At 60.5% G+C, this 24,015-nt stretch carries 23 protein-coding genes; 7 read left to right on the top strand and 16 right to left on the bottom strand.

Features of this window, described 5'->3' with window-relative positions; all coding sequences use genetic code 11:
- Positions 1–49: 49 nt before the first annotated feature.
- The 3 genes from RYA97_RS06585 to RYA97_RS06575 form a co-directional block, all read right to left on the bottom strand.
- Positions 50–619, bottom strand: a complete 570-nt coding sequence (locus tag RYA97_RS06585; protein WP_232288558.1) for a LysR substrate-binding domain-containing protein — start codon at positions 617–619, stop codon at positions 50–52.
- Positions 620–654: 35 nt separating this feature from the next.
- A complete protein-coding gene (locus tag RYA97_RS06580) occupies positions 655–915 on the bottom strand; it encodes a LysR family transcriptional regulator (RefSeq protein WP_002553444.1) in 261 nt (86 codons plus the stop codon).
- 229 nt (positions 916–1,144) lie between these two features.
- Positions 1,145–1,750, bottom strand: a complete 606-nt coding sequence (locus RYA97_RS06575) for a DJ-1/PfpI family protein (protein ID WP_005734627.1) — start codon at positions 1,748–1,750, stop codon at positions 1,145–1,147.
- A 142-nt stretch (positions 1,751–1,892) separates the two neighbouring features.
- Here RYA97_RS06575 and ftrA point away from each other — a divergent pair, with 142 nt between their 5' ends.
- On the top strand, positions 1,893–2,846 hold the full coding sequence (gene ftrA / locus RYA97_RS06570) for a transcriptional regulator FtrA (RefSeq protein ID WP_002553443.1): 954 nt from the start codon (positions 1,893–1,895) through the stop codon (positions 2,844–2,846).
- Here the strand turns inward: ftrA and RYA97_RS06565 are convergent.
- The 11 genes from RYA97_RS06565 to xerC form a co-directional block, all read right to left on the bottom strand.
- On the bottom strand, positions 2,806–3,999 hold the full coding sequence (locus RYA97_RS06565) for a serine hydrolase domain-containing protein (protein ID WP_005777088.1): 1,194 nt from the start codon (positions 3,997–3,999) through the stop codon (positions 2,806–2,808). The genes ftrA and RYA97_RS06565 overlap by 41 nt on opposite strands.
- Before the next feature lie 3 nt (positions 4,000–4,002).
- Positions 4,003–5,157, bottom strand: a complete 1,155-nt coding sequence (locus tag RYA97_RS06560) for an iron-containing alcohol dehydrogenase (RefSeq protein ID WP_002553441.1) — start codon at positions 5,155–5,157, stop codon at positions 4,003–4,005.
- A gap of 24 nt (positions 5,158–5,181) precedes the next feature.
- Positions 5,182–5,826 (bottom strand): LysE family transporter, encoded by a 645-nt coding sequence (locus tag RYA97_RS06555; protein ID WP_117139894.1) that lies wholly within the window; start codon positions 5,824–5,826, stop codon positions 5,182–5,184.
- Positions 5,827–5,853: 27 nt separating this feature from the next.
- Positions 5,854–7,602 (bottom strand): FAD/NAD(P)-binding protein, encoded by a 1,749-nt coding sequence (locus RYA97_RS06550; protein ID WP_016981572.1) that lies wholly within the window; start codon positions 7,600–7,602, stop codon positions 5,854–5,856.
- On the bottom strand, positions 7,602–9,785 hold the full coding sequence (gene sbnB, locus RYA97_RS06545) for a 2,3-diaminopropionate biosynthesis protein SbnB (protein WP_016981571.1): 2,184 nt from the start codon (positions 9,783–9,785) through the stop codon (positions 7,602–7,604). The genes RYA97_RS06550 and sbnB overlap by 1 nt, the downstream gene beginning before the upstream one ends.
- A 5-nt stretch (positions 9,786–9,790) precedes the next feature.
- Positions 9,791–11,110: a lysine N(6)-hydroxylase/L-ornithine N(5)-oxygenase family protein gene (locus RYA97_RS06540; protein WP_005777081.1), complete on the bottom strand. Its 1,320-nt coding sequence runs from the start codon at positions 11,108–11,110 to the stop codon at positions 9,791–9,793.
- A 54-nt stretch (positions 11,111–11,164) separates the two neighbouring features.
- A complete protein-coding gene (locus RYA97_RS06535) occupies positions 11,165–12,142 on the bottom strand; it encodes an ABC transporter substrate-binding protein (protein WP_016981570.1) in 978 nt (325 codons plus the stop codon).
- Positions 12,139–13,278, bottom strand: coding sequence for an NAD(P)/FAD-dependent oxidoreductase (locus RYA97_RS06530; protein ID WP_005743775.1), 1,140 nt, complete (start codon positions 13,276–13,278; stop codon positions 12,139–12,141). The genes RYA97_RS06535 and RYA97_RS06530 overlap by 4 nt, the downstream gene beginning before the upstream one ends.
- A gap of 13 nt (positions 13,279–13,291) precedes the next feature.
- A complete protein-coding gene (locus tag RYA97_RS06525; RefSeq protein ID WP_005777075.1) occupies positions 13,292–14,791 on the bottom strand; it encodes a methionine--tRNA ligase in 1,500 nt (499 codons plus the stop codon).
- Complete coding sequence (locus RYA97_RS06520; protein ID WP_002553433.1) at positions 14,784–15,176, bottom strand: cupin domain-containing protein; 393 nt, start codon at positions 15,174–15,176, stop codon at positions 14,784–14,786. Before RYA97_RS06520 ends, RYA97_RS06525 begins: the two co-directional genes overlap by 8 nt.
- A gap of 334 nt (positions 15,177–15,510) precedes the next feature.
- The gene (gene xerC, locus RYA97_RS06515; RefSeq protein WP_005743777.1) at positions 15,511–16,476 is read right to left on the bottom strand and encodes a tyrosine recombinase XerC; all 966 of its coding nucleotides are present in this window, start codon (positions 16,474–16,476) and stop codon (positions 15,511–15,513) included.
- Between the two features lie 234 nt (positions 16,477–16,710).
- Between xerC and RYA97_RS06510 the strand changes: the two genes are divergently transcribed.
- Complete coding sequence (locus RYA97_RS06510; RefSeq protein ID WP_005777073.1) at positions 16,711–17,184, top strand: antitoxin Xre-like helix-turn-helix domain-containing protein; 474 nt, start codon at positions 16,711–16,713, stop codon at positions 17,182–17,184.
- Between the two features lie 5 nt (positions 17,185–17,189).
- Here the strand turns inward: RYA97_RS06510 and RYA97_RS06505 are convergent, their stop codons facing one another.
- The gene (locus RYA97_RS06505; protein ID WP_005743779.1) at positions 17,190–18,173 is read right to left on the bottom strand and encodes an MDR family oxidoreductase; all 984 of its coding nucleotides are present in this window, start codon (positions 18,171–18,173) and stop codon (positions 17,190–17,192) included.
- 50 nt (positions 18,174–18,223) lie between these two features.
- Positions 18,224–18,859, bottom strand: coding sequence for a TetR/AcrR family transcriptional regulator (locus RYA97_RS06500; protein WP_044299217.1), 636 nt, complete (start codon positions 18,857–18,859; stop codon positions 18,224–18,226).
- A gap of 142 nt (positions 18,860–19,001) precedes the next feature.
- On the opposite strand from RYA97_RS06500, the gene RYA97_RS06495 reads away from it, so the two are divergent.
- The 5 genes from RYA97_RS06495 (at position 19,002) to RYA97_RS06475 (ending at position 23,882) form a co-directional block, all read left to right on the top strand.
- The gene (locus RYA97_RS06495; RefSeq protein ID WP_002553427.1) at positions 19,002–20,081 is read left to right on the top strand and encodes an NAD(P)H-dependent flavin oxidoreductase; all 1,080 of its coding nucleotides are present in this window, start codon (positions 19,002–19,004) and stop codon (positions 20,079–20,081) included.
- 101 nt (positions 20,082–20,182) lie between these two features.
- Positions 20,183–20,950, top strand: a complete 768-nt coding sequence (modA, locus tag RYA97_RS06490) for a molybdate ABC transporter substrate-binding protein (RefSeq protein ID WP_005743781.1) — start codon at positions 20,183–20,185, stop codon at positions 20,948–20,950.
- On the top strand, positions 20,951–21,631 hold the full coding sequence (modB, locus tag RYA97_RS06485) for a molybdate ABC transporter permease subunit (RefSeq protein WP_117139896.1): 681 nt from the start codon (positions 20,951–20,953) through the stop codon (positions 21,629–21,631).
- 3 nt (positions 21,632–21,634) lie between these two features.
- The gene (gene modC / locus RYA97_RS06480; protein WP_117139897.1) at positions 21,635–22,723 is read left to right on the top strand and encodes a molybdenum ABC transporter ATP-binding protein; all 1,089 of its coding nucleotides are present in this window, start codon (positions 21,635–21,637) and stop codon (positions 22,721–22,723) included.
- Between the two features lie 88 nt (positions 22,724–22,811).
- Positions 22,812–23,882 (top strand): DNA topoisomerase IB, encoded by a 1,071-nt coding sequence (locus RYA97_RS06475; RefSeq protein ID WP_004665279.1) that lies wholly within the window; start codon positions 22,812–22,814, stop codon positions 23,880–23,882.
- Positions 23,883–24,015: the final 133 nt, after the last annotated feature.

Below are 24,015 nucleotides of genomic sequence, written 5' to 3'. Positions count from 1 at the left end.
TGTCGCGGTCTGACGCTCGCCGACCGTGCTATGACGAAGTTTTGCGGCATCAATAAGGTTGAGGGATGGCAACAGGAGGCTTTTTCAGTGCCTGAATCACCGCATTGGCGGCATTGGAAAGCAGCGAGGCCGGCCGCGCCACCACACTGATGTGCCGCATCACGGTCAGCGGCAGCGGGATCGACTCCAGCTCACGGAAGCGCCCGTTCAGCAACGCCCTGGGCAGAATCGAAATGCAATGGCGCTTGGCGACCAGATCCAGAAGTGTGTCCAGACAGGTCAGTTCGCCGCGTTGACTGAGCCGCACCTGCGCCGATGCCAGTTGCTGGTGCAAACGCTCGACCCCAGGATGCCGCCAGGCCACGTAACGTGACGCCTGCGAAAGCTCGGCGAAGCTTTGCGGCGTTACCTGTTTGCTGCGCGCCGCCACCAGCACGTAATGGTCCGACCAGCAATGATGCTCGAGATAATGCTCATTCAGGACAGTACCGGGCAGGATGAGGATGTCGGCTACTTCCTTTATCAACGCGTCCAGCGAGGGGTGTTGTTCGGAGCGGTGCAGCACGTTCAAGTGAATATCGGGGTAGTGATGGGCGAGAAAGTCCAGCGAGGCGCTCAGGCTGGTCTCGAGGATATGCGAGTGGTAATGAATGGTTACGCTGCCGCTGACCCCATTTTTTTTAGTTGTTCGAGTGTGGCCATGATGTTTCCGAGGGTCTGGTTGATGACCTTGCCTTCAGGGGTGAGGGTGCAGCCCGTACGGCTGCGAATGAACAGGCGTTTTTCAAAGAAGTCTTCGACTTCCTTGATGGCATAGCTGATGTTCGACTGGCTGCAGCCCAGAATGGCTGCGGCCTCCGAGAACGAACCGTGCTGGGCAACGGTTTGAACGACTTTGAAGAAATGGGTTTTCATGTGTCCTGCACTCTGGTTTTGCAAAGGTGGGTGCGGCCCTGCCGCTGAGCCGAAGGCTCGGGAATACAGGAAACCCCCGCTGAAACACCGAACTGGCCGGGATATCGGCCGTTCGAATAAATGTCTCAAGCGGGGGTAAAGCGAACGCTGGCTATCAGGTTGAAGGCGTGGCTATGCACATTTCGAGTGCACGGCGTCTTCAGGGGTATCCGCAGCGGAACTGAGTGGCTCAGTCGTTCTCGGTCCAGTCGAAATCCATTTGCAGCGCCGTGCGTTCGGCCAATTCACGACTGTGCAGGCGCTCTACCAGGTGAAGGCTCATGTCGATACCGGCGGAGATACCTGCCGATGTCACAAATGAGCCCTCGTCGACCCAGCGCAGGGTGCTGAGCACGTCTACCGAAGGGAACATTTCCTTGAGGTCGTCAATGTCTTCCCAGTGCGTGGTTACTTGCTTGCCTGCCAGCTTGCCGGTCCTGGCCAACAGAAAAGCACCGGTGCACACGGCAGCCACAACGCGCCCGGGTTCTGACTGATCGCTGATCCAGTGAATCACGTCGGGTTTTTCCAGTTCGGCAGTCACGACCCCGCCCGGGACGATCAGGCAGTCGATGGCCGGATGGTCGTTGATCGAAAAGTCCGGATCGACCTTGAGCCCGGCGCGGGCACGCACTGGTGCGGTGCTGCGCCCGATGGTGAACACATTGAACAACTGCCGGTCATCGCGGCTGTTGCGAGCATGCATGCGTGTTGCGGTGGTGAACACTTCGTAGGGGCCAGCGAAGTCGAGAACCTCGACGTCGTCATAAACGTAGATACCGATATTGAGTGGCACGAGTTGGCTCCAGGGCCTGCATGGCAGACCACTTGCATCATATTAAGGTTTAAGCAGTTTCAAGCGGTGACAGGGTGCAGATTACCCAGTAGCATCACGCCAAACTACTGGCTGAAATGCCAATATCCGGTAACATCGCGCCATGAAAAATCATCTCGTTGTCGCACTCATCTACAACCAGTTGTGCACCTTCGAATTTGGCTGCACGGTCGAAGTATTTGCGCTGAAAAGACCTGAACTGGGGGTCAACTGGTACGAATTCGCGACCTTCCCGGTCGACGATGGGCCAATCACCGCCGCCGGGGGCATTACCATCGTGCCAACGCCTGGCGAAGTACTGCTGGAGAATGCCGATACAATCATCGTGCCAGGCTGGCGCGGAGTGGAGTCCGCAGTTCCGCAGCGGCTCATCGAACAGCTCCAGGCTGCTCATGCACGCGGCGCGCGGATCTGCTCGATCTGTACAGGCGCTTTCGTTCTGGCCGCGGCCGGTTTGCTCGACGGGCACAAGGTCACCACCCACTGGCGCTACACCGACCTGCTGGCAACCATGTATCCGGGCCTGACCATTCAACCCAACGAACTGTATGTGGACCAAGGCACTATCGTGACAGCTGCGGGCTCGGCCGCAGGGCTGGACATGATGCTGCACCTGGTGCGCAACGATCACGGCTCGCGCGTTGCCAACATGGTGGCGCAGCGCATGGTCATCCCGCCTCATCGCGAAGGCGGGCAATCGCAATATGCGTCCCGGCAACTGGTGTCGGCCAGCGACGGGCCGATTTCCAACCTGATGGACTGGATCCGCAGCGATCTGCAGCGCCCTCACACCATCAAGGAAATGGCCTCAAGGGCGGCGCTCAGTACCCGCACCTTGCACCGCAGCTTTATGGAAAGTACCGGCCTTACGCCTTACGACTGGCTGCTCGGCGAGCGCATTGCCTACGCCAAGGAATTGCTGGAATCCTCGAAGCTGCGTCTCAACGAGGTGGTGGACCGCGCCGGTTTCGGCTCCGAAGAGTCTTTTCGCCGACACTTCCGCAATCTGGTGGGCATCAGCCCGAGCAGCTATCGCAAGCAGTTTGCCCGGGCGTGACCTCGGGCCTGGCGTAGACCGCATCGACAAGCGTATCGGCAAACTCACCCCACGCGCCCGCAACAGCCGTGTTGGTCAGGACGACCATGCTGAGCGCAGAAACCGGATCAACCCAGTAATGACTGCCATACAAGCCGCACCACGACCAGGTCCCGACACCCTGTTGCTGCCCCCGCACCGCAGCGGGATCGGCAAGAATCATCGGCCCCAGGCCGAACTTCCAGCCAGGCCCCCGACTGGCAATGGTTATGCTTCCAATCGCGTTATTCAGCAAGCGCTCGGTACTGACGGCGCTCAATAACGGCGCGCCCCCCAGACGCAGGCACTCAAGCAGCCGAAGATAGTCATCAGCCGTGCCCAGCATGCCTGCCCCGCCAGATTCATATGCGCCTGTGTCGCGAGCCCGAGCCGACGACAACCGCGCCTGTCCGCTGTCGAGCAACAACACATCATTGTCACCGATACGCTGCGGGCCGTTGACACTGTCCTTGTAGGCGCTGGCCAGCGTTAGTTGCTGGTCGTGCCTGAAGGAAGTCGCATCCATGCGTAAAGGCAGGGTGACCCACTTGGCAACAGCCTCTGACAACGGCATGCCGGTGGCCTGTTCAATCACTGCGCCCAGCACATCAGTGCCCAACGAGTAACCCCAGGCGCTACCCGGCTCAAACAACAGTGGCAGGCGCGCCAACCGGGTCAGGTTTTCCGGTAGATCGAACGGCACCCAATCCAGCCCGTCCGACACCCCTGCCCGCTCATAGGCATTACCGGGCGTTTGTTCGAAGCCGTAGCTCAAGCCGCAAGTGTGCGAAAGCAAATGCTGCAGTGTGATGACAGGCTCACGGCCGCTGACCAGCCGTGGGCGAAAGGCTGGCAGCCAGTCCGTTACCGAGGCTTGCAGGTTCAAGGTGCCCAGTTCGCAGAGCCGCAACACCAGCACCGAGGTCAACAGCTTGGTCAGTGACGCCAGACGAAAGCGCGTACTGCGAGCGACCGGAATCTGTTGCTCGCGATCTGCCCAGCCGAGTGCGCTGGCGTAAACCAGGCGTCCCTGCCGGGCCAGCAACAGCACCCCGCCAACGATCCGACGCTGGTCGATGAAGCGTTGCCAGACCTTATCGACACGCTGCACGGCGGGCTCATTCAAGGCAATCATCGCTCACAGGCCCTTCACTGCACGGCTGAAGATCTGCGCATACGCCTCGGCCGAATGACGAATCGGATTGGTGTGCGAGCAGCCGTCGGCAAATGCCATGCGTCCGACCCGCTCGGCGTCGCGATCGTCGATACCTATTTCGCCCAGCGTATGCGCAATGCCGATCTGCTCGCGTAGCGCCAGTAACCAGTCCATTACCCCGGTAAAACCGGGCGTGGGCAACCGCAGGTAAACCGCCAGATCATCCATTTGCTTCAGCAGCACCGAGCGATTGGCCTCCAGCACGTAGGGCAGCAGAATCGCATTCAGTAAACCATGATGCTGGTCGTAGAGCGCCCCCAGGCTCTGAGCAATCGCGTGTACGCCACCCAGACCGCGCTGAAACGCGGCGGCACCCAGGCTGGAGGCCACCAGCATCTGCTGCCGCGCCTCCAGGTCCTGACCGTCAGCAACAACCCGAGGCAAATATTCCTTGATCATCTGCATGCCCTTGACCGACACCGCTTCGGCCATCGGGTGCCAGGCCGGTGAACACCAGGATTCCATGCAGTGAGTCAAGGCGTCCGCACCCGTCGCGGCAGTCAGATGCGTTGGCAGGTTCAGGGTCAGCGTGGCATCCAGAATCGCGATGCGCGGCATCATGCGAATGTGCAGGATGGTGCGCTTGACCTGTGCCTGCTCATCGGTAATCACCGACGCACGCCCCACTTCAGAGCCGGTGCCAGCCGTCGTCGGCAGCGCAACTACCGGCGCAATACCGTCTGGATCGGCGCGCAGGTGGTTCTGGCCGATGTCTTCGAAATCCCACAACGGGCGGGTCTGGCCTGACATCAGCGCCACCGCTTTGGCAGCGTCCAGCGCCGAGCCGCCGCCAAACGCGATGACGCCGTCGTAGCCACCGGTTCTGTAGGCGTGCAGGCCCTCGGCGACGTTGGTGCCGGTCGGGTTACCCTTGACTCGGTCAAACAGGCCGCAATGGCCTAATTGGCTGCGGCAATCCTCCACGGCGCTGGCGATCATATCGGTGCTGCCGAGAAAGCTGTCGGTAATCAGTAACGGCCGTTTTATGCCGGTCTTCCGGCAGGCGTCGACCAGTTCATTGACGCGTCCAGCGCCTGCACGGATTGAAGTCGGGTAGTGCCAGTCGTTGCTGTGCATGTACGTAGTCCCTTGCAGGTTATTTCAGTAAAAGAAGTTGGCGGGCAGCAAACCGATCAGCAGGCGCAGACCGAAAGCGATCATGAAAAGACCGGTGACGATATCGATGGCCTTTTTCATCCGTTGATAGCGCACCTGCACGGCAGGGATCGAAAACAACGTGGCCAGCAGCACGAACCAGGAAATTGCCAGCACCGCGATGATCGATACACCCGCAGTGCGCACCCACATCGGCATGCCCGGCGTGGTCACGGTGGTGAACACGCTGGTGTAGAACGCCAACGCCTTGGGATTGGTCAGGTTAGTCAGCAGGCCAAACCGATAGGCGCGGCTCAGGCTACCGATGCCCAGCGCACCGATGTCCCTCGGTTTGGGCTGGCTGCCGGCACTGCGCAGGCTCTTGGCGCCGAGCCATGTCAGGTAAGCGCCGCCCAGCAATTGCAACGTCGGCTGCAGCCACGGCAACTGCTGAAACACAAGCCCTAACCCGGTGGCTGCCAGCAAGGCCCAGAGAATGCTGCCCGAGGCGACCCCCAGCCCGGCACAGATGCCCTGCTGCCGTGACTGGCTGAACGAGAGCTGGGTGATCACCAGGAAGTTCGGGCCGGGACTGATGATCAGCACGATGAACGCCCCCGCCAGCGCGGTCAGTAAAGTGATTTCATACATATCAGTAATTCCTTTTTAATCAATAAGTTAAATAGCTTTATTAAACCTGAGCGTGATGCAACTTGAAGTGTGCTTTCCCAGCGTCTCCAGGCATGACTCGACCGCCCTGCGCGCTTCGATCAGTGCATGGCAGGTCGGGTCAGGCGTGGGCACGTAGTGGTTGTAGAAGGTGCAGCCTTCTACGGCCGGCCCCAGAACCCAGAGCCGCTGCTGCACAGAACCATCGCGGCCAATGGCACGAGCAGACTCATCGGTTTCAATACCGTCGGCAGGCCAAGCGTGCGCAGCGCGAATCAGCCCTTGCTCGTACAAATCACTGATCAGCCCCGGGCCATTACCCGACAGACCGCCGTGGGCGACCCGCGCGCCAATCATGCTGTCGGGGCGAAAATCGCCCCTTTGCACATCGTCCATCGGCGGCAGGATCGTCACGACGCCAGCCTCGATCAGCGCCAGCAGATCTTCATGGCGCTCCTTCTGCGGCCCGCCGACCAGCCGATTGCTCAACCCGGCCCATGTGCCATAAAACTCCAGGGTCGACGATTCAGTCAGGCCGTTGCGATCCGCGATCAGGCGCAGCAGGTCGCGGTAATCTCGCCAGACCTCCAGTGCCTGGCAGATCGGACTGCCTGCCGTGCCCAGCCGACTCAGCGCCAGGTCCCGTTTGATCCAGTCGACGAACCATTGGCCATACGTGCCTTGCGCACCCGACCAGCGTTGGGTCAACAGCCATTGCTCAGGGTCAAACTCACCCCATAGCTCGGCCAGCCGCTCAAACGCTGCAGGTCTGGCGGTTGACTCGCGCAGCAGCCGCTGCACCGACGCCAACTGCGCTGGCGCATCGAGCCGGACCCTGGCCTGATAAAACACGGCGCGCATTTCATCCTTGATCAGCGGCAACACATCGGCCCGAAAGTCGAGTTGCCCGCCCTCCTTTTGCTCGCGCAAACGGGCTATGGCCGCAGCGGTGAAAAACAGCCGTGGCAAGGGGGGCTGGCTGCAGGCATTCCATTGCGGCCGTGCATGAAACGGCAGCCCTGTGCGCGAGTACAGGAACACCTTGGGCTCGCGGCCGGACGGCAGATATCGCCAACCTGCAAAGCCTCCATCCCGCACGTAGCGCCCGCCGCGCCCTTGAGTCAGGTGGGCCAGTGTGTCCATCGCGGTCAGTCCCAGTCCCTCGATGGCCACCGTATCGCCGACCTCCCGTTGCGCGCCGGTTTCAAAGGCATGCCCGCTGGTGAGGAACACGGCATCGACATCCATCTCCTGACTTCGGGTGTGCAACCTGAAGCCGGGGGCTTCCAATAGCGGCCCACAGGTCATGACCTGCTCGGCGTGATAGCGCACCTGCACATGCGCCGGGCAGCACTGCAGGAGCAGGCGATAGCTGTCCTGCAAGTAGCGCCCGAGCAATGCACGCGGCAAAAAGTCGCCAAACGCCACCGCTCTGCCCTGCCCGTCCGTGCTGACATGGCCGCGCTCGTCAAGGCGCACATCCTGGCTGAGGCACCATTGCAGAAAGGTCGGACCCGGCGGCGCACACGCCGGGAATGCGGAAGAAAACGCGGATAACTGGCCGGCCATGGTGTTGAGCATCAGGTAATCCGCCTGCTGCGCATGGTGCAGCCCGCTGCCGGGCGGTTGCGGGTCGAACACTTCGATATTCAGCGACGGCCGACCGGCATGGCGACTCAGGCCGATCAGCTGCTCCAGAATGCTCAAACCACGCGAGCCCAGGCCGATAATCGCTACGGTATGCGTCTGCACGGCCATCACCAGCGCTTCGACTCAAAGAAGAACTTCGGCACCGGCAACGCACTGCCTTCGGCCACTGCCTGGCGATACACGCGCTGGCCTACGGCAAGGTCCAGTACGCCGAGACCGAATGGCGAGAAGATCGAGGCTCGATCCGGGCTCAGTTCCACCTGCCCGGTCATCAGTTGCGCCAGCGTCCCGGTGATGAACGATCGATCCTGATACTGCTGCACGGCGAGATCAGGAGAAGTCTGAGCCTTGAGGCAGTGCTCAACGTCATCAAGAATGTTATTGGCCTGCGCGATGACGTCCGCGCCCAGATCACGCAACGAAATGTTCAGCAGCAGTTGCCCTGGCCGAAACAACGGTTCCAGCACATAAGGGCGCGGCGCGGTGGTAGCGAACACCACCACGTCAGCCTGCAAGGCGGTCAGCAAATCGCTGGGCTGGCTGTTCAACCGATGTCGACTGGCGGCATGCTGCACCAACGCCGATGCCGAGTCCTCGTGTTGATCGAAGACGGTTATTGCGTCCATCGTCCAGCCATCGCTGACGAACATGTCGAGGATGGTTCGAGCGATGAAACCGGCACCGATGAACGCCATTCGTCCGACGTGGCGCTGATGGCGGTTCATCCAGCGCGCACCGAGCACCGCCGAGGCCGCCGTGCGCATGGCGCTGATGCGTGAGGCTTCCAGACAGGCAAACGCATAGCCGGTGAGCGGGTCATTGAGGATCAGCACAGCCGAGGCGCGTTGCAGGCCCGTCTCGATATTGCCCGGAAAACTGGATATCCATTTGATGCCACTGACTGCCTGCTCGCCGGACAGGCTGGCGGGCAAGGCAATGATCCGATTGGCCGGTGCCTCGGGAAAACGCAGAAAGTAACTGTCGGGGTTGATCGTGCGCCCGGCCTCGTGAGCCAGATAAGCTGCCTGCACATCCTCGATGCAAGCCAGCGGATCAGCCGCCAGCAGGCGCGCGACCACCTCGCCATCGACCACATGAAACGCCGCCTGCTTCAGGCGCTCGGCAGCCAGCCAGAAGGTTGAACACTGCTCCTGCGCAAGCGAGCCTGCACCCGAAGGCGCTGTCACCGACCCACCGCTTTCGCGAGCAAGCTCGCTCCCATAAGGGCTTGCGCACGCGCATGCAACAGATTCACATACATCCTGTGGGAGCGAGCTTGCTCGCGAAGGCGTTTTCACGCTTCCCGGAAATGTTGCAGCCTCTGATGAGGAAAGATCCGCCAGGGTCATGTTCAGCACTTCACGGCCAAAACGCTGCTCGACCCACTGGTCATCGTAGAGGGTGTCCAGATAGCGCTCGCCCCAGTCTGGCGACAATGCCACGACCACCGAACCCGGCTCGATGCGCTCGCGCCAGGCATGTACCGCAGCGATTACCGTCGCGGTGGACCCGCCAACCAGCAAGCCCTTGCTGCGCGCCAGAATGCGACACATGGCGACGGTACGGGATTCCGGGACCATCTCCAGCGCGTAAATACCATCAGCCTTGAAGATCGGCGGATGCTGGCTGGTACCCAGCCCCGGTATGAAGCGACGGCTGGCCGGAGTGCCAAAGGTCACCGAACCGACGCTGTCAACAGCAATGATTCTGGTGCTCGGATGATGCCGCTGAAAATGCTGAACACAACCCATCAGCGTGCCGGTGGTCCCGGCACCGACGAACAGATAGTCGACATGACCGAAGTGCTGGCTGATCGAGCGTGCCGTAGTCCGGGCGTGAGCACGCGGGTTGGCCGCATTCTCGTATTGATTGAGCCAGACGTATCGCGGGTCGCTGGCGAGCTTTTCCCGGATCAGCGCAATGCGTGTTCCCAGAAACCCGCCGTTGGCGTCCGGGGCCTGAACCTGAATCACCTCGGCGCCATAGCTGCGCATCATGCGGACGTTATGGCTGGAGCTGTTGGGGTCGACCACGCAGGTAAAGGGTATCGCCCGCTCAGCGCAGATCATCGCCAGCGCCACGCCAAGGTTGCCCGACGAAGATTCGATCAGAATCGTGTCAGGGCCCAGCAAACCCCGAGTCTGAAGGTCATTGATCAGCCCTACGGCGGTTTTGAGCTTGATCGAGCCAGCCGGGTTGAGTGATTCCATTTTCAGGAAAAAGTCTGCGCCCAGGCCAGACACCTTAAGGAAGGTCTGATCGTGAACGATGTCGCAAAGAGAATCGTACATAAGGGTCACTTCCACTGTGCCAGCAAAGGTTCGGCTGCCGGTGTTACAGCCCGCTCAAGCGCATTGGCGATACGATCGGCGCGTAGCGCCATCAGCGAGAACGACTGGCTGTCGCTGATTCCGTGACTGCGTTCGGAAAGACCGTTGACCCAGATATTCGCGTCGCACTCGCCCTGCATAGCGATGCGGTAATCCCGATCAATCAGCAGGCCGCCATCCAGATCGGCCTTGAGCCATGGCTGCAAACCACTCAATAACGGCGGTATCAGGTACTGCTGATAACCGGTGCCGAGCACAACGGCATCGACTTCCAGCACCTGGGTGCGCTGGCTGAAGGTGTCGGTCAACTCGATCCGGTAGCCCTCGGCGCTGTGCTCGATGGCACTGATCAGGCTGTAAGCATGGGTCTGCAGACGCTTGCGTCCGGCGATGGAGTCCTCGTAGATCAGCGAAAACAGCTTCTGACTTTCATCCGGGTCGATCCCGGCGTAGTTGGTCGAACGGCTCCAGTCGAGAAAGCGCTGCCGCGCTGCGAGGCTCAGGCTATGGAAGTAATCAACGTGATCCGGGGCGAACACCCGGTTGGGGAACTGCCCCAGTTGAGTGAGCTTGAAACCGGCAGAGCGATGCACCGAATGCACCTCGATAGCAGGATCGCGGCTGACCAGTTCCAGCACCGACTCACTGGCGCTCTGCCCCGAGCCCAGCACCAGCCAGCGCTTGGGCAAGTGTTCGCCAAAGGCTTGCAGGCGGGTCAGAAACTGCGACGTGTGAAACAGAGTCGGGCCAAGCAGCGCCTCGAACGCGTGTGGAATACGCGGTGTGCTGCCGCTGGACAGTACGACATTGCGCGTCGTGAAGCAGGTTTGCGGCGTGCAGACCCGTACTTCGTGCAAACGACCGTTGCGCAGCACAGGGTCAATCCCGGTGACCGGCGTGTTGAAGCAGGTCTGGCTATCCACTTGCCTGGAGACCCAGGCCAGATAATCCGACCATTCATGGCGACTGGCGGGACGGCCCAGCAGGCCGAAATCGAACATCCGCCCCTGTTCCTTGAGGTACATGGCGAAGGAAAAGCGGCTGCGCGGGTTGCGCGGCGTCACCAGGTCGCGAAATACGTGATGGTTGATGTCAGTCCCGGCCAGCAACAATTCGCGGTGCCATTGGCTGTCTTGCGCAGCTTCCAGATAGCGGATGGACAGCGAGCCGAGCGGGGCATTGGCCTCCCGTGCGTCTTCAAAAGCACAGGCCAGCGCGATGCCGGCGGGACCAAAGCCGATACAGACGGCGTCCGAGTGCAACGTGTGTGGTGTCGAGTTACCCATGAAATTCCTGTCCTTAGAGTTGGCGTGAAGCGGTGTTCTTGGTTTTTCTTGCGGCTATCGGGTGACGGGGGTCAGTCCTGTGGGGCCCGGGGTCCACACGCAGGTCATCGCGCCTCGCAGCTCGCCACGATCAAAGCTGACTGCGCCCAGCGGTGTGTTGAAGGTGGTGTGCTGCAATGCGTCCAGCAGTTGCCCGGCGCAAAGACCGCCGTTGGCCAGTTCGGCCAGCACGTGAAGCATCAGCAGGCTTTCGCGAAAGTAGGTGTGTGGCTCGGCAGCGAAAAACGTTTGGTGCAGCGCGCTGGCATGGCAGCCATTTCCCGGGTGGTCAGAAGTCCCGAAACCGATGACGAACGTCTTGCCACGCTGGTCCTCTGCGCAGCCCAGGTACGGCGAGGCAGCGTCGTCAGTCAGCACCAGCGGGCGGTTACTCCCGGCCTGTCGTCGCGCCTGCCAATGTTCGCGACTGGGCTTGAGGCGGCCGGCAAATACCTCGACATCGGCGTGCTCAGGCTCTTCGACGCGCTGCAATCCCGCGCGTACCATTGCTTCGCAGATGGCAACGCACAAGGCCTGACCGTGAGCGCTGTCATCAGACTGGACATGCACGCGGCGCCATTGACGGCTCGCCAGCCAGCTCACCAGGTCCCCCGCCAGTTGCCTGTCCGAGGGGCAGAAACGGAATGCGTTGGGATGCGCAAGCGTCAGGCAATCTATCGTTGCTGCCGGTGTCAGCAGCGCGATACCGGCTTGCCGATACAGCGCGGCGGCGCTGACGGCTGCGTCCGAAGAGAAATGGCCGATGACCAGATCGGCTTTCCAGTCGATCATTTGCCGCGCCACTTCGGCCCCGCGAACGGCGTTGGCTCCGTCGTCGAGAAAGTGCCATTGCACCCGCGCAAGCCCCGGTACGCAATTCCGCGCCACGGCCAGCGCCCTCATGAAGGTCCGCGCGTGCGGCGTGTCGTGGGGGTCGAACAGTGCGCTGACCCCGACCCGCAGACCCGGCACGGGTGACGCGAGCGGTGTCATGGCTGTATCCCCGCCAGACTGGCAGCGGGCATGTGTCGACGTGGCGACAATGCCGACCAGCCGAGGCTCGGCCGGTCCTTTCCTGCCAGATGACTGCGCAGTTGCTCGAAAGCGATACCGGCAACACCAGGAGCAAACTTGAACCCCAGTCCCGACATGCCTGCGGCCAGATAAACCGGGCTGTACTCGGCGCAGAAACCCAGCAGCGGACGACCGTCGGCGCTGTAACTGTCGAAACCCGGCAGCACATCCAGCACACGTGGGTGGGTTGCCGAACCGCACAGCCGGGCAATGCGCTTGCAGGCGTCTTCGGCATGCCGCGCATCAGGCTGTGCCAGGTGCTCTGGCCAGAGGCTGTTATCGCGGCTGCCGCAGCCGGTCTGCACGATATGGCGGGTCAGCGGTATAGCGTAGCTCTGAGTAACCGCATCGATCACCGGCATTGACCAATCGCTGTCAGTCAGTACCCGGGCAAAGGGAATAGAACGGGCTTCCAGCCCCGCCTGCGGCACCAGATGCTGACTCCAGGCACCCGCAGCCACCACTACGGCCCGACAACGCAATGTAGCGTCCCCCATGTCGATATGTACGAGGTCCGCAGCACGACAGTCGATGGCTTTGATCTCGCGATGCTCCAGCAGCAAGCCTTGCTGACGAACCACGTGGCACAGCGCAGCGACAGCCTGACGTACATTGCCGACGCAGGCGCGAGGTTCGAACAGGTTGACCCGCTCAACTGCCGGGCAGTGCGGATAGCGACCGCCATCGAGTTCATGGCCCGCCAGCAGACGCATCGGGTAGCGCTCGCTGCCGTGCTGCTCGATAGCCCGGCACAGATTATCCAGCTGGTCCATGGCGGTCCGGTAGATCACCCCGGTACGTCGCAGTGCGCTGGCGTAAGTGGTCGCGAAAATGCCGTCGTCCATCAGGCTGATGGACCACGCCGCAAGCTCCATCAGCAATGGATCGCTGTCGTACAGGCGAACCAGTCCGCCGGAATAACCGCTCGCCCCCAGGCTGCCGGCTGCGCCCTTGTCGATCAGAGCGACCGACACACCTGCGCTGCACAGCTTCGCCGCGATACTGGCGCCGGTAATCCCGGCGCCGATGACCGCTATCTCGTAATCGATGAACATGTGGTGCATCCGTTCAGATGGAGTATTCAGCGGCCGAGCCGTTCATGAGCGTGGCGTTGACCCGGGCTTCGGGCAGTCCGAATGCGGTCATGATCTGCGCTGACATTTCCGGAATCAGCGCCTTGCCAGCCACTGCGATGAACGCCGCCAGATGGCTGACGGGCCGACCTTCGGCCAGACGTGCGCGAGCAATGGCGATGACGTCGAGCAGCACCTGAGCCATGCCCTTCATAGAGAACTGCGCAGGCTCTGCAGCCCTGCTCCATTGCAGGCGTAACGCTTCCAACAGCCCGGCATCGGCCCCACAGATACCGCTCCACCAGTTGTCATCTCGATGCTTTCCAGCGTCCAGCAACGCGGGAAAAAATTCGTCGAATATCTGCTCCCGCCATGCGCGGAAATGCGTCAGACGAAAATCGCCTTCGCTTTGCTCGGGTGCGATGCTTGCCAGATACAGGCGCGCACTGTCGGCACAGGCTTCACGGGCCAGATCGCCGACCCAGATCGCGTGATTGCGGCTGGTCGACAGGTTCAGGCCGTCCAGTTTCAGAAACTGATTGGGCATGAAGCGCTGGCGAACTTTGATATCGCGCAGCGCCGACAGCTGCGCCGGGTAGACGATGGCGTGGCTGAACACGCAGTCAAAACCGAGAAAATGCACCAGCGTGCCCTGTCCCGACTGCCAGTACTGACGGAACAGCTCCGGACGCCCGACGCTGTCGGCATATTCACGAAATGCCGCCATATAGCCCGCCAGCCCCATGAACCAGGTGTGGACCCGGCACGAGCCGTCGGCCTGCAGGTCAAGCCCGCCGTCGCCCGGACGGGTTACGCCCCAGTCATGCAAGTGCTCCAGCGTATCGCGTAGCCAGTTGTCGAGCGGCTTGCGCCATTGCTGGCCCAACAGACGATCACGCAAGTGCGGCTTGAAATCAGCCAGCTTCAGAAATGCACGATGGGCCTTTTTCCATTGCGACGGCTGCCTGCACAATTTGCAGTGCAGACTGGTCATCAACTCGGCGTCAGGGGCCTGAGCGCAGTTCTCGCACTGGCTGGCATCAGAATCGGCCCCACAGTAATTGCAGTTGCCTCGGGCAAATGCCTCGTAGCCCCACACATCGCAATCGGGGCAGTACGGCTCGCTGGAATCGCGAAACTCGATCGAGCCCGCTTCACGCAACGCGTTGAACACCTCGCCAACCGCCTCGGCAAACCATGGGTTGTTGTGCGGACGCATCCAGTTGTCGGGTTTGATGTTGATCGCCGCCAGCGACGCTTCGATGCGGTCGGAATTACGCCCGGCCAGCTCGACCGGATCAACGCCCTGCTCCAGTCCTTTGCGCAGCATGTAGGACTGGTAATCGTCGGAATAGGACACCAGCACACAGTCGTGACCGCGCTGGCGCTGGACCCGGGTGAACACGTCAGCGGCCAGAAACGGGCCGGCGATATGACCTATGTGCAAATCGCCATTCGGGGTGGGCGGCGTGATGGTCACGATGTACTTACTCATCGAGGCACCCCGTGGTTTCGCTGTGCTGAGCCACGAAAGCATTCACGTAGTTCATGTCCCACCACACCACATAGAAGTGGAAGTCCTCGGCGGAATCATTGATGACGTAATGATTGGTGTGTTTCGGAATCGCGGCGATATCGCCCACGACGAAATCCATTTGTTTTTCGCCGACCACCAGACGGGCGCTGCCCTTGATGGCAATGAAGATTTCCTGATCGATCTGGGTATGCGCTTCGCTGCTGGTGCCCGGACGGACCACGCACCAGCCGCCAGCGAACGGCATCGGGTAGCCTTCCCAAGGCAACAGACGACTGCCATCGAGCCCGTACTCGTGTACCAATGAGTCGAAGCGGGTTTTACGGTGTATATCGAACTTTTCCATGCTCAGTCCCGTACGTTTCAAGTCCGGTAAAGCATGAAATTGTTGCCAATTGTTGGCTATCCAATTGCCGGATAGCTCGCAGGTGAGAAATCGATTTTGCAGATGGCTGGCCACGCAAACACGTGCGGGTCATATGTTTTTTGGCAATGACGGGTATCAATAACGCTGATAATTGAATCAGGGGCGGCGGTGTTACCGTTGTCGGCGATGAACGAACATATCTCCCGGCCTCGCGAATCCGCGTCGCGAGGCCAGTGAATCTCTGCTCTGATTCATCACTCCTTTGGTTAGATCTTTTAAGCCACCCCGCTTGTGCGAGGTGGCTTTTTTTTGCCTAAAGATCAAACCCGTCCACCACATTGCGGCGCTCGTTCTCGCTGCGCATGTCGTAACTGGCGGTGGTCGAAATATGCGTGTGATGCGCAAGTTTCTGGGCAATCGACAGATCGAACTCTTCGATCACACGGGTGATGAACGAGCGCCGAAAATCGTGAGGCATGATGTTCACCCCCACCTGCCGCCCGCGTTGCTTGGCGATGAAGTAAATGGCATGTTTAGTGATTCTGTCGCGGGTGATGTGACTGCCGCGGCGAATCCGGTTGAACAGGAACGGGTCATCGCCCTGCCCCGGCTGCAAGCACGAGCGGCGCAGTTCCAGCCAGTCGTTCAGCGCCTTGAACGCCCACTCGGGGGCGTATTTGATCAACTGTTTGTTGCCTTTGCCCAGCACCCGCAGGCTGCGCTCGGCGAAATCGATCTGTGACAGGTCCAGGTTGACCGACTCCGACTTGCGCATTCCCGAACCGTACAGAATCGCAATGATCGCGGCATCGCGACGCCCTTGCGGCCTGGGGTCCGCAGCACAGGCTTGCATCAGTTCACGAATCAACGTGCGGCGGATATTACGGCCCTTGGCCAGACGCGTACCGCTGACCGGTTTGATCGAGCGAATCTTCAGTAATTGCTCGTGGCTGATCAGGTCGTGCCGCCAGGCTTCGTTCATTACACCGCGAATAGCGTTCACGTACAGCGAGGTGGTATTGGGTGCGTAGTCGTCTTCACGCAGCGTCGCGACCAGTGCGGTCACGTGGCCAGGCTGCAGGGTGTGCCAGGGAATGTCATGAATATCGACGTCAGCCATGCCCAGACGATCTGCCGCGTCCTGCAAAACGTAAGTCATGGTCAGGCGGCTTGAGGGTGCCAGGCGGTCGAGATAGAGGCGCAGTGGCTTGTTGACGTCGGGCAGCGAAGGCTGGCTGACAATGCGTGCGTCCTGATCGGTATAAGGGTCTTGCGGCATGTGGAACGACGCCTTTTCTGGTGCAAGCGCGCGCGAACAGCTGCGGCGCTCTTCATTCATATTCAGGCAGCCGACTTTAGCACGAGGGCCCTGCTGCGACACCTCTGGCGCGGCTCGTTCAGCTCAGCAGCTTCAGCCCACCCGGCAATCATCGGTAACACCCTGCAGCTTGAACGACGCGCTGCCTGGGATAGCCTTGGCCGACTTTTCCGGCCCTCAAGGCAAGCACGTATCTTGATTCCGCCCCTCGCTAGCAAAGCACATGGCCGTCGCGACGCGGCTGCGCATTTCTGGTTGCTGGCCCATCAGGTCAGTCAGCGCAGCGAGGCCGAACGCCTGGCGAACATTCAGGCAGGCTTTGCGCATGGCTGGATCCGCGCGGTACGCGACGCGCTGGCCCTCGGCCCGCGGCAAATGGAGGCGCTGTTCAATGCATCAATTTCAACGCTGGAACGTCGCCAGCGCCAGAAACAGCCATTGGACCCCGTGGCTTCGGAGCGTCTGGACCGCCTCGCAATGATCGCCAGTCACATCCTTCGCGTGCTTGAAACACCCGAGCGCGCCGGTCGCTGGCTGGTGACACCCAACGCAGCACTTGGCGGTTGCATCCCGTTGCAATTATGCGAAACCGGGCTAGGCACCGCCCGGATGCATCGCGCACTTGAACATGCGCAGTCAGGTGACAAGGGCGAACCCAGCGTTTTTTGACCGACTCAGCGCCCGGTGTCCACCACAACCCGGCCACGGATCTGGCCCGCGATCAATTGCGGCGCGATGTCGATCACCTCGCTCAAACCGACTTCACGACTGATCAGCGGCAGCAGCGCCAGGTCCAGGTCGCTCGCCAGCCTGGACCAGGCTTCCAGCCGGTCAGCGCGCGGGCGAGTAACGCTGTCGATACCGGCCAGGGTGACGCCGCGCAGAATGAACGGTGCAACCGAGCCCGGAAACTCCATACCCTGCGCCAGACCGCAGGCCGCGACTACGCCGCGATAACGAATACCGGCGCACACATTGGCCAGCGTATGACTACCGACAGAGTCGATTGCCGCCGCCCATTGCTCCTTGACCAAAGGTCGCCCCGGCTGCGACAGGGTCGCCCGGTCGACGACCTGCGCTGCGCCGAGTTGATGCAAATATTCGCTTTCCGAAACACGCCCGGTGGAGGCAATCACCCGATAGCCAAGCCTGGCAAGAATAGCGATGGCGAAACTACCGACTCCCCCATTGGCACCGGTCACCAGCACATCGCCGTGGTCGGGTGTCAAACCGTGCTTCTCAAGGGCCAGCACGCTGAGCATTGCGGTATAGCCCGCCGTGCCAATGGCCATCGCCTGCGCGGGCGTGAAAGCATCCGGCAATGGAATGAGCCATTCGCTCTTGAGCCGCGCCTTCTGTGCCAGACCGCCCCAGTGCCCTTCGCCAACACCCCAGCCATTGAGCAGAACCTTGTCGCCCACCTTGTACTCAGGCGTATCGCTGGCTTGCACCGTACCCGCCAGATCAATACCCGGTACCATCGGAAAACTGCGCACAATAGGGCTTTGGCCGGTGATTGCCAGCGCGTCCTTATAGTTCAGCGTGCTGTGCGACACGTTTATCGTCACGTCACCTGCAGGCAACTGTGCTTCGTCGATATCGGTCAGATTGACGCGATAACCTGCCTCGTCCTTGTCGATCAAAATGCCCTTGAACATGTGCGCCTCCAATTTAGACTGATCGTCTTTAAATAGCACTGAAGAAAAAGTCATTGCGGCAAACCACGAAGATAACCGGCAATAAACGTGTTCAGCGGTGTGTCGCTTTTGACCAGCCGGGCGCGGAGCACCGCCCCTTCCCAGCCGATCCAGAAAAACGCGGCCAGTTCATCGCAATCGGCGCTTCTGGCCAACTCACCATGCGCCTGTGCGGCCCTGAGGCAGCAGGCCAGCTTCGACTGCCAGTCCAGCAGCGTCTGCTCCAGTACGGCACGAAACCCTTCCGGCAACAGGCCGACTTCCTGGCCCAGATTGCCGACCATGCAACCGCGTCGATAATCATGCCGCGCCATGCCGCTCTTGGCGCTTTGGACAAAGCCGACCAGTCGCTCCAGTGGCGAAAGTCCTTCGTCCAGCAGCCATCGGTCCAGACGCTGTGCGAAGTAGCGGGCGTATTCATCCAGTACCGCCCGGCCGAAGGCTTCCTTGCTGGTGAAGTAGTGATAGAACGAGCCTTTGGGAATGCCGATTTCCTTGAGGATGTAATCCAGCCCGGTGGCCGAGAAGCTTTGCTCGGTGAGCACTTCCAGACCGCGGCGCAACAGTGCCTCGCGGGTTTCGAGGTTATCGCGGTCCACTTTCGGTGGCCGCCCGGGGCGTCTGGTTTTTACAGGCAATTGAGTCATGCAGGAATATTAGACCGATCGTTTTTTATGTCAACCTCGCCGCGCGGTCTATGTGTTGCGCCGGAAATGCCGTTTGCCATTCACGCTATTCTCGCGCTCAATGCCCTGTGCATGACTGCCCGAATACAAGCCGGAGAAACACATGAGCCAATGGCCGGACACCCGCATTATTGACCTGTTAACTATAGAGCTGCCGGTGCTGCAAGCGCCTATGGCCGGAGCCACCGGATCACAAATGGCTATTGCTGTCGCGAAGGCTGGCGGGCTGGCATCGCTGCCCTGCGCAATGCTGACCCCTGAGCAAATCGAACAGGAAGTCACCACCTTTCGGCAACACACCGGCAATCTGCCACTGAACCTGAACTTCTTCTGCCATCAGGCCCCGGCCTACGATGCCGAACGCGCCGAGCATTGGAAACAGGCACTTAAACCCTATTACGAAGAGTTGGGGGCCGATTTCGATGCACCGACGCCCGTCTCCAACCGTGCCCCTTTCGACAGCGCCACCTGTGCTCTGGTCGAGCGCCTGAAGCCGGAGGTGGTGAGCTTCCACTTCGGCCTTCCCGAGCGAGCGCTACTGGAACGGGTCAGAGCCACCGGGGCAAAGATCATTTCATCGGCGACCACGGTCGAGGAAGCCGTCTGGCTGGAGCAGCATGGCTGCGATGCGGTAATCGCCATGGGCTACGAAGCCGGTGGTCATCGGGGCCTGTTCCTCAGCGATCAACTGCACACTCAAGTCGGCACTCTGGCGCTGGTGCCGCAAATAGTGGACGCCGTGCGCATTCCGGTCATCGCTGCGGGTGGTATTGCAGATGGTCGCGGGGTTGCGGCGGCGTTTGTTCTGGGTGCCTCGGCGGTACAGGTAGGTACGGCGTATCTGTTCTGCCCTGAAGCCAGCGTCAGTGCACTGCATCGCCAGGCGCTGCACACTGCAACGGACAGCCAGACTGCGCTGACCAACCTCTTCACCGGGCGTCCGGCGCGCGGTATCGTCAACCGGATCATGCGCGAAGCTGGCCCCGTCAGCCCACTCGCCCCTGCGTTCCCGCTGGCAGGCGGTGCCTTGATGCCGTTGCGCGCACAAGCGGAAAAACAGGGCAGCAGTGACTTTACCAACCTCTGGGCAGGTCAGGCAGTTGGTATCAAACACCAGTTGGGTGCGACCGAACTGACTCGGCAACTGGCTGAAAACGCGCTGAAAATTCTCTCACCCCGGTAAAACAGTGCTTTCAGAACAACAGGCTATCGCTATATATTTAACTATATAGCGAAACGCCTTTATTTCGACGGCGTGCGTTTTCATCATCAAGGAGCTGTTCCATGCGAACGACCAAGCTGCGCGCCATTCTCAAGTTTTCTGCCCTGGCCTTCGCCGTATCAGCTACAGCCAACGCGTTTGCCGACGAGGTGCAGGTCGCCGTCGCAGCCAATTTCACAGCGCCCATTCAGGCGATTGCCACTGACTTTGAGAAGGACACCGGCCACAAGCTTGTTGCCGCGTTTGGCGCTACCGGTCAGTTCTACACACAGATCAAGAATGGTGCCCCTTTCGAGGTGTTCCTGTCGGCCGACGACACCACCCCGGCAAAGCTTGAGCAGGAAGGCGACACCGTCAAGGGCTCGCGTTTCACGTATGCGGTGGGCACCCTGGCGCTGTGGTCGGCCAAGGACGGTTATGTAGACAGCAAGGGCGAAGTGCTCAAGGCCAATCAGTATCAACACTTGTCCATCGCCAACCCAAAAGCTGCCCCTTATGGCCTGGCAGCGACGCAAGTGCTGAGCAAACTGGGTCTGACCGACGCAACCAAAGCCAAGATCGTGGAGGGCCAGAGCATTACTCAGGCCTACCAGTTCGTTTCCACCGGCAATGCGGAACTTGGCTTTGTGGCCCTGTCGCAGATCTACAAGGACGGCAAACTGACCAGCGGGTCGGCCTGGATCGTGCCGGACGCCCTGCATGACCCGATCAAGCAAGACGCCGTCATCCTCAACAAGGGCAAGGACAACGCCGCTGCCAAGGCGCTGGTCGAGTACCTGAAAGGCCCGAAAGCCGCCGCCATCATCAAGTCCTTCGGATACCAGCTGTAAATGCCACTGGGAAGTGCCGACATCGCGGCGATCTGGCTGACACTGAAGCTGGCGTCATTGACCACCGTCATCCTGTTGATCATCGGCACGCCCATCGCGCTGTGGCTGGCGCGCACTGATTCATGGCTCAAGGGGCCGATTGGCGCGGTCGTCGCCCTGCCCCTGGTTTTGCCGCCGACAGTCATCGGCTTTTATCTGCTGCTGTTGCTTGGCCCCGACGGAGCTGTGGGCCAGCTCACCCAGAGCCTGGGACTGGGCACGCTGACTTTCAGCTTTGCCGGACTGGTGATCGGCTCGGTCCTGTACTCGATGCCTTTCGTCGTCCAGCCGCTACAGAACGCATTTGCAGCCATTGGCAGCCGTCCGCTGGAGGTGGCAGCCACGTTGAGAGCGGGCCCATGGGACACGTTCTTCCACGTGATTCTGCCGCTGGCAAAGCCTGGCTTTATCACTGGGGCGATTCTGGGATTCGCGCACACGGTCGGCGAGTTCGGCGTGGTGCTGATGATTGGCGGCAACATCCCAGAGAAAACCCGTGTGGTGTCAGTACAGATTTTCGATCACGTCGAGTCCATGGAGTACCTGCAAGCACACTGGCTGGCCGGAGCGATGCTGGTGTTCTCCTTTCTGGTGCTGTTGGCGCTGTATTCCAGCGGTAAATCCAAAGCAGGATGGAGCTGAGTCATGGCCTCACCGATAGAAGTCCGCCTGCACATGACCTACCCGGATTTCACTGTGCGTACCGACCTGACCCTGCCGGGGTCGGGCATCACGGCGCTGTTCGGGCCTTCGGGCTCGGGCAAGACCACCTGCCTGCGCTGCATTGCCGGGCTGGAAAAAGCTGGCCAGGGCTTCATTCGTGTTCATGATGAAGTCTGGCAAGACACTGAAAAAGGCGTTTTCCTCGCTCCGCACAAACGGGCGATCGGCTATGTATTTCAGGAAGCCAGCCTGTTCCCGCACCTGTCCGTGCGGGCCAATCTTGAATTCGGCATGAAACGCATCCCGCGTCAGCAGCGCAACATTCAATTGCCGCAGGCCACTGAACTGCTCGGCATCGACCATCTGCTGGAGCGCAGTCCTGACAAGCTGTCCGGTGGGGAGCGTCAGCGCGTGGGCATTGCACGCGCACTGTTGACCAGCCCGCGCCTGATGCTGCTCGATGAACCTCTGGCGGCACTGGACGCCAGGCGCAAAAGTGAAATTCTGCCGTACCTGGAACGCCTGCATCGGGAGCTGGACATCCCCATGCTGTATGTCAGCCACGCTCAGGATGAGGTTGCACGCCTGGCAGATCATCTGGTGCTGCTTGAAGCCGGCAACGTATTGGCCAGCGGCCCGATTCGCGAAACACTGGCGCGGCTGGACCTGCCACTGGCCATGGGCGGCGATGCGGGCGTGGTCATTGAAGGCACGGTCAGCGCCTATGATCGTCATTACCAGTTACTGAGCGTGACGCTGCCCGACAGCACATTGTGCATGCGCGTCGCACACTCCGAAATGCAGATCGGCACCCTTTTGCGCGTTAAGGTTCAGGCTCGGGATGTCAGCCTGAATCTGCAACCCGACGATCAAAGCAGCATTCTCAACCGCTTGCCGGTCACGGTGATGGAGGAGGCGTTGGCTGACAACTCGGCACATGTGCTGGTGAAACTGGACGCCGGGGGCACGCCTTTGCTCGCGCGCATCACGCGCTACTCCAGTGACCAGTTGAACCTGCACAGAGGCCAGTCGCTTTGGGCGCAGATCAAAGCGGTTGCCGTACTGGCCTGATGCCCTGAAAAACCGGTCAGTCAGCAAATAAACGGCACCACGGTAAAAGACCGAGGTCAGTGTTTTTAACTGCCTTTGGAAATTAGCCATGCCTGACTCGACTGCCATCAGCCAGCCCGCCAGTGACCTGCATTATGTAGACGACACTCAGCCGGGCCTTACGCGCAAGGTACTGCGCGGCAAATTCGCCTACTTCAACATTGAGGGTAAACGCATCAAGGACGAGTCGGAGATAAAGCGCATCAACGCGCTGGCAGTCCCGCCCGCCTACACCGATGTGTGGATCTGTGCCGACCCGATGGGCCACCTGCAGGCTACCGGACGTGACGCACGCGGCCGCAAACAATACCGCTACCATCCGCGCTGGCGCGAGATACGCGATCAGGACAAATACTCGCGCCTGATAGAGTTCGGTCATGCGCTGCCCAAGGTTCGCAAGCAGATAGAAGCACAACTCGCGCAGCCGGGCATGGGCCGGGAAAAGGTCATGGCGACGGTCATTTCATTGCTGGATGCGACGCTGATCCGCATCGGCAACAGCCAGTACGCCAAGGAAAACCGCTCATACGGCCTGACCACGCTGCGCAACAAGCATGTAGAGGTCAAAGGCGGCCAGATCCTTTTTGAGTTCCGTGGTAAAAGCGGCGTAGAGCACAAGGTCAGCGTCAAGGACCGGCGCTTGGCCAATGTGATCAAGCGTTGCATGGAATTGCCGGGACAAAACCTCTTTCAGTACCTGGACGAAGATGGCGTACGCCACGCAGTGACGTCATCCGATATCAACGCCTACCTGCAAAGCCTCACCGGCTCGGATTTCACCGCCAAGGATTACCGGACCTGGGCAGCGAGTGCGCTGGCGCTCGCGACGTTGCAGAAACTGCATTGGGAGCCGGAGGCCGACGCCAAGCGGCACATTGTCGATATGGTCAAGGCGGTCTCGAAACAACTGGGAAACACCCCTGCCATCTGCCGAAAATGCTACATCCACCCCGCAGTACTGGAAGGCTTCCTGCTCGGCAACCTGGCCAAACTCCCCCGCTCCCGGCAACGCAAAGGCCTGCGCCTGGAGGAAGTCGCCCTGGCGAGCTACCTGCGATTACTGGCTGACAAGGTCGAGGCTGTAGTGAGCGATGCGGTGGTGAAAGAGAGCAAAGCCTGAGCCGTCTGAACGCGGCACGTCAGCCTTTGCTCCAATAAAATTTCGTAGCCTCATGATTTACCAAGCATTTCCGGCAGGCAAAAAAGCGGCACTCCGAGTCATTTGTGACGCTTTCAAGCTTGCTTCATGGGGG

The sequence above is a fragment of the Pseudomonas syringae group sp. 26L6 genome, assembly GCF_032587815.1.
GTDB classification, from domain to species: Bacteria; Pseudomonadota; Gammaproteobacteria; order Pseudomonadales; family Pseudomonadaceae; genus Aquipseudomonas; species Aquipseudomonas amygdali.
Note: the sequence above shows the minus strand (reverse complement) of the source record. Positions and strands in the feature narration are given on the sequence as shown.

What these genes read in the sequence shown, in the direction of transcription:
- RYA97_RS06580 (WP_002553444.1), bottom strand. Translation starts at nt 915, where the DNA reads ATGAAAACCCATTTCTTCAAAGTCGTTCAAACCGTTGCCCAGCACGGT.
- ftrA (WP_002553443.1), top strand. Translation starts at nt 1,893, where the DNA reads ATGAAAAATCATCTCGTTGTCGCACTCATCTACAACCAGTTGTGCACC.
- RYA97_RS06565 (WP_005777088.1), bottom strand. Translation starts at nt 3,999, where the DNA reads ATGATTGCCTTGAATGAGCCCGCCGTGCAGCGTGTCGATAAGGTCTGG.
- RYA97_RS06560 (WP_002553441.1), bottom strand. Translation starts at nt 5,157, where the DNA reads ATGCACAGCAACGACTGGCACTACCCGACTTCAATCCGTGCAGGCGCT.
- RYA97_RS06555 (WP_117139894.1), bottom strand. Translation starts at nt 5,826, where the DNA reads ATGTATGAAATCACTTTACTGACCGCGCTGGCGGGGGCGTTCATCGTG.
- RYA97_RS06550 (WP_016981572.1), bottom strand. Translation starts at nt 7,602, where the DNA reads ATGGCCGTGCAGACGCATACCGTAGCGATTATCGGCCTGGGCTCGCGT.
- sbnB (WP_016981571.1), bottom strand. Translation starts at nt 9,785, where the DNA reads ATGTACGATTCTCTTTGCGACATCGTTCACGATCAGACCTTCCTTAAG.
- RYA97_RS06540 (WP_005777081.1), bottom strand. Translation starts at nt 11,110, where the DNA reads ATGGGTAACTCGACACCACACACGTTGCACTCGGACGCCGTCTGTATC.
- RYA97_RS06535 (WP_016981570.1), bottom strand. Translation starts at nt 12,142, where the DNA reads ATGACACCGCTCGCGTCACCCGTGCCGGGTCTGCGGGTCGGGGTCAGC.
- RYA97_RS06530 (WP_005743775.1), bottom strand. Translation starts at nt 13,278, where the DNA reads ATGTTCATCGATTACGAGATAGCGGTCATCGGCGCCGGGATTACCGGC.
- RYA97_RS06525 (WP_005777075.1), bottom strand. Translation starts at nt 14,791, where the DNA reads ATGAGTAAGTACATCGTGACCATCACGCCGCCCACCCCGAATGGCGAT.
- RYA97_RS06520 (WP_002553433.1), bottom strand. Translation starts at nt 15,176, where the DNA reads ATGGAAAAGTTCGATATACACCGTAAAACCCGCTTCGACTCATTGGTA.
- xerC (WP_005743777.1), bottom strand. Translation starts at nt 16,476, where the DNA reads ATGCCGCAAGACCCTTATACCGATCAGGACGCACGCATTGTCAGCCAG.
- RYA97_RS06505 (WP_005743779.1), bottom strand. Translation starts at nt 18,173, where the DNA reads ATGTTCAAGGGCATTTTGATCGACAAGGACGAGGCAGGTTATCGCGTC.
- RYA97_RS06500 (WP_044299217.1), bottom strand. Translation starts at nt 18,859, where the DNA reads ATGACTCAATTGCCTGTAAAAACCAGACGCCCCGGGCGGCCACCGAAA.
- RYA97_RS06495 (WP_002553427.1), top strand. Translation starts at nt 19,002, where the DNA reads ATGAGCCAATGGCCGGACACCCGCATTATTGACCTGTTAACTATAGAG.
- modA (WP_005743781.1), top strand. Translation starts at nt 20,183, where the DNA reads ATGCGAACGACCAAGCTGCGCGCCATTCTCAAGTTTTCTGCCCTGGCC.
- modB (WP_117139896.1), top strand. Translation starts at nt 20,951, where the DNA reads ATGCCACTGGGAAGTGCCGACATCGCGGCGATCTGGCTGACACTGAAG.
- modC (WP_117139897.1), top strand. Translation starts at nt 21,635, where the DNA reads ATGGCCTCACCGATAGAAGTCCGCCTGCACATGACCTACCCGGATTTC.
- RYA97_RS06475 (WP_004665279.1), top strand. Translation starts at nt 22,812, where the DNA reads ATGCCTGACTCGACTGCCATCAGCCAGCCCGCCAGTGACCTGCATTAT.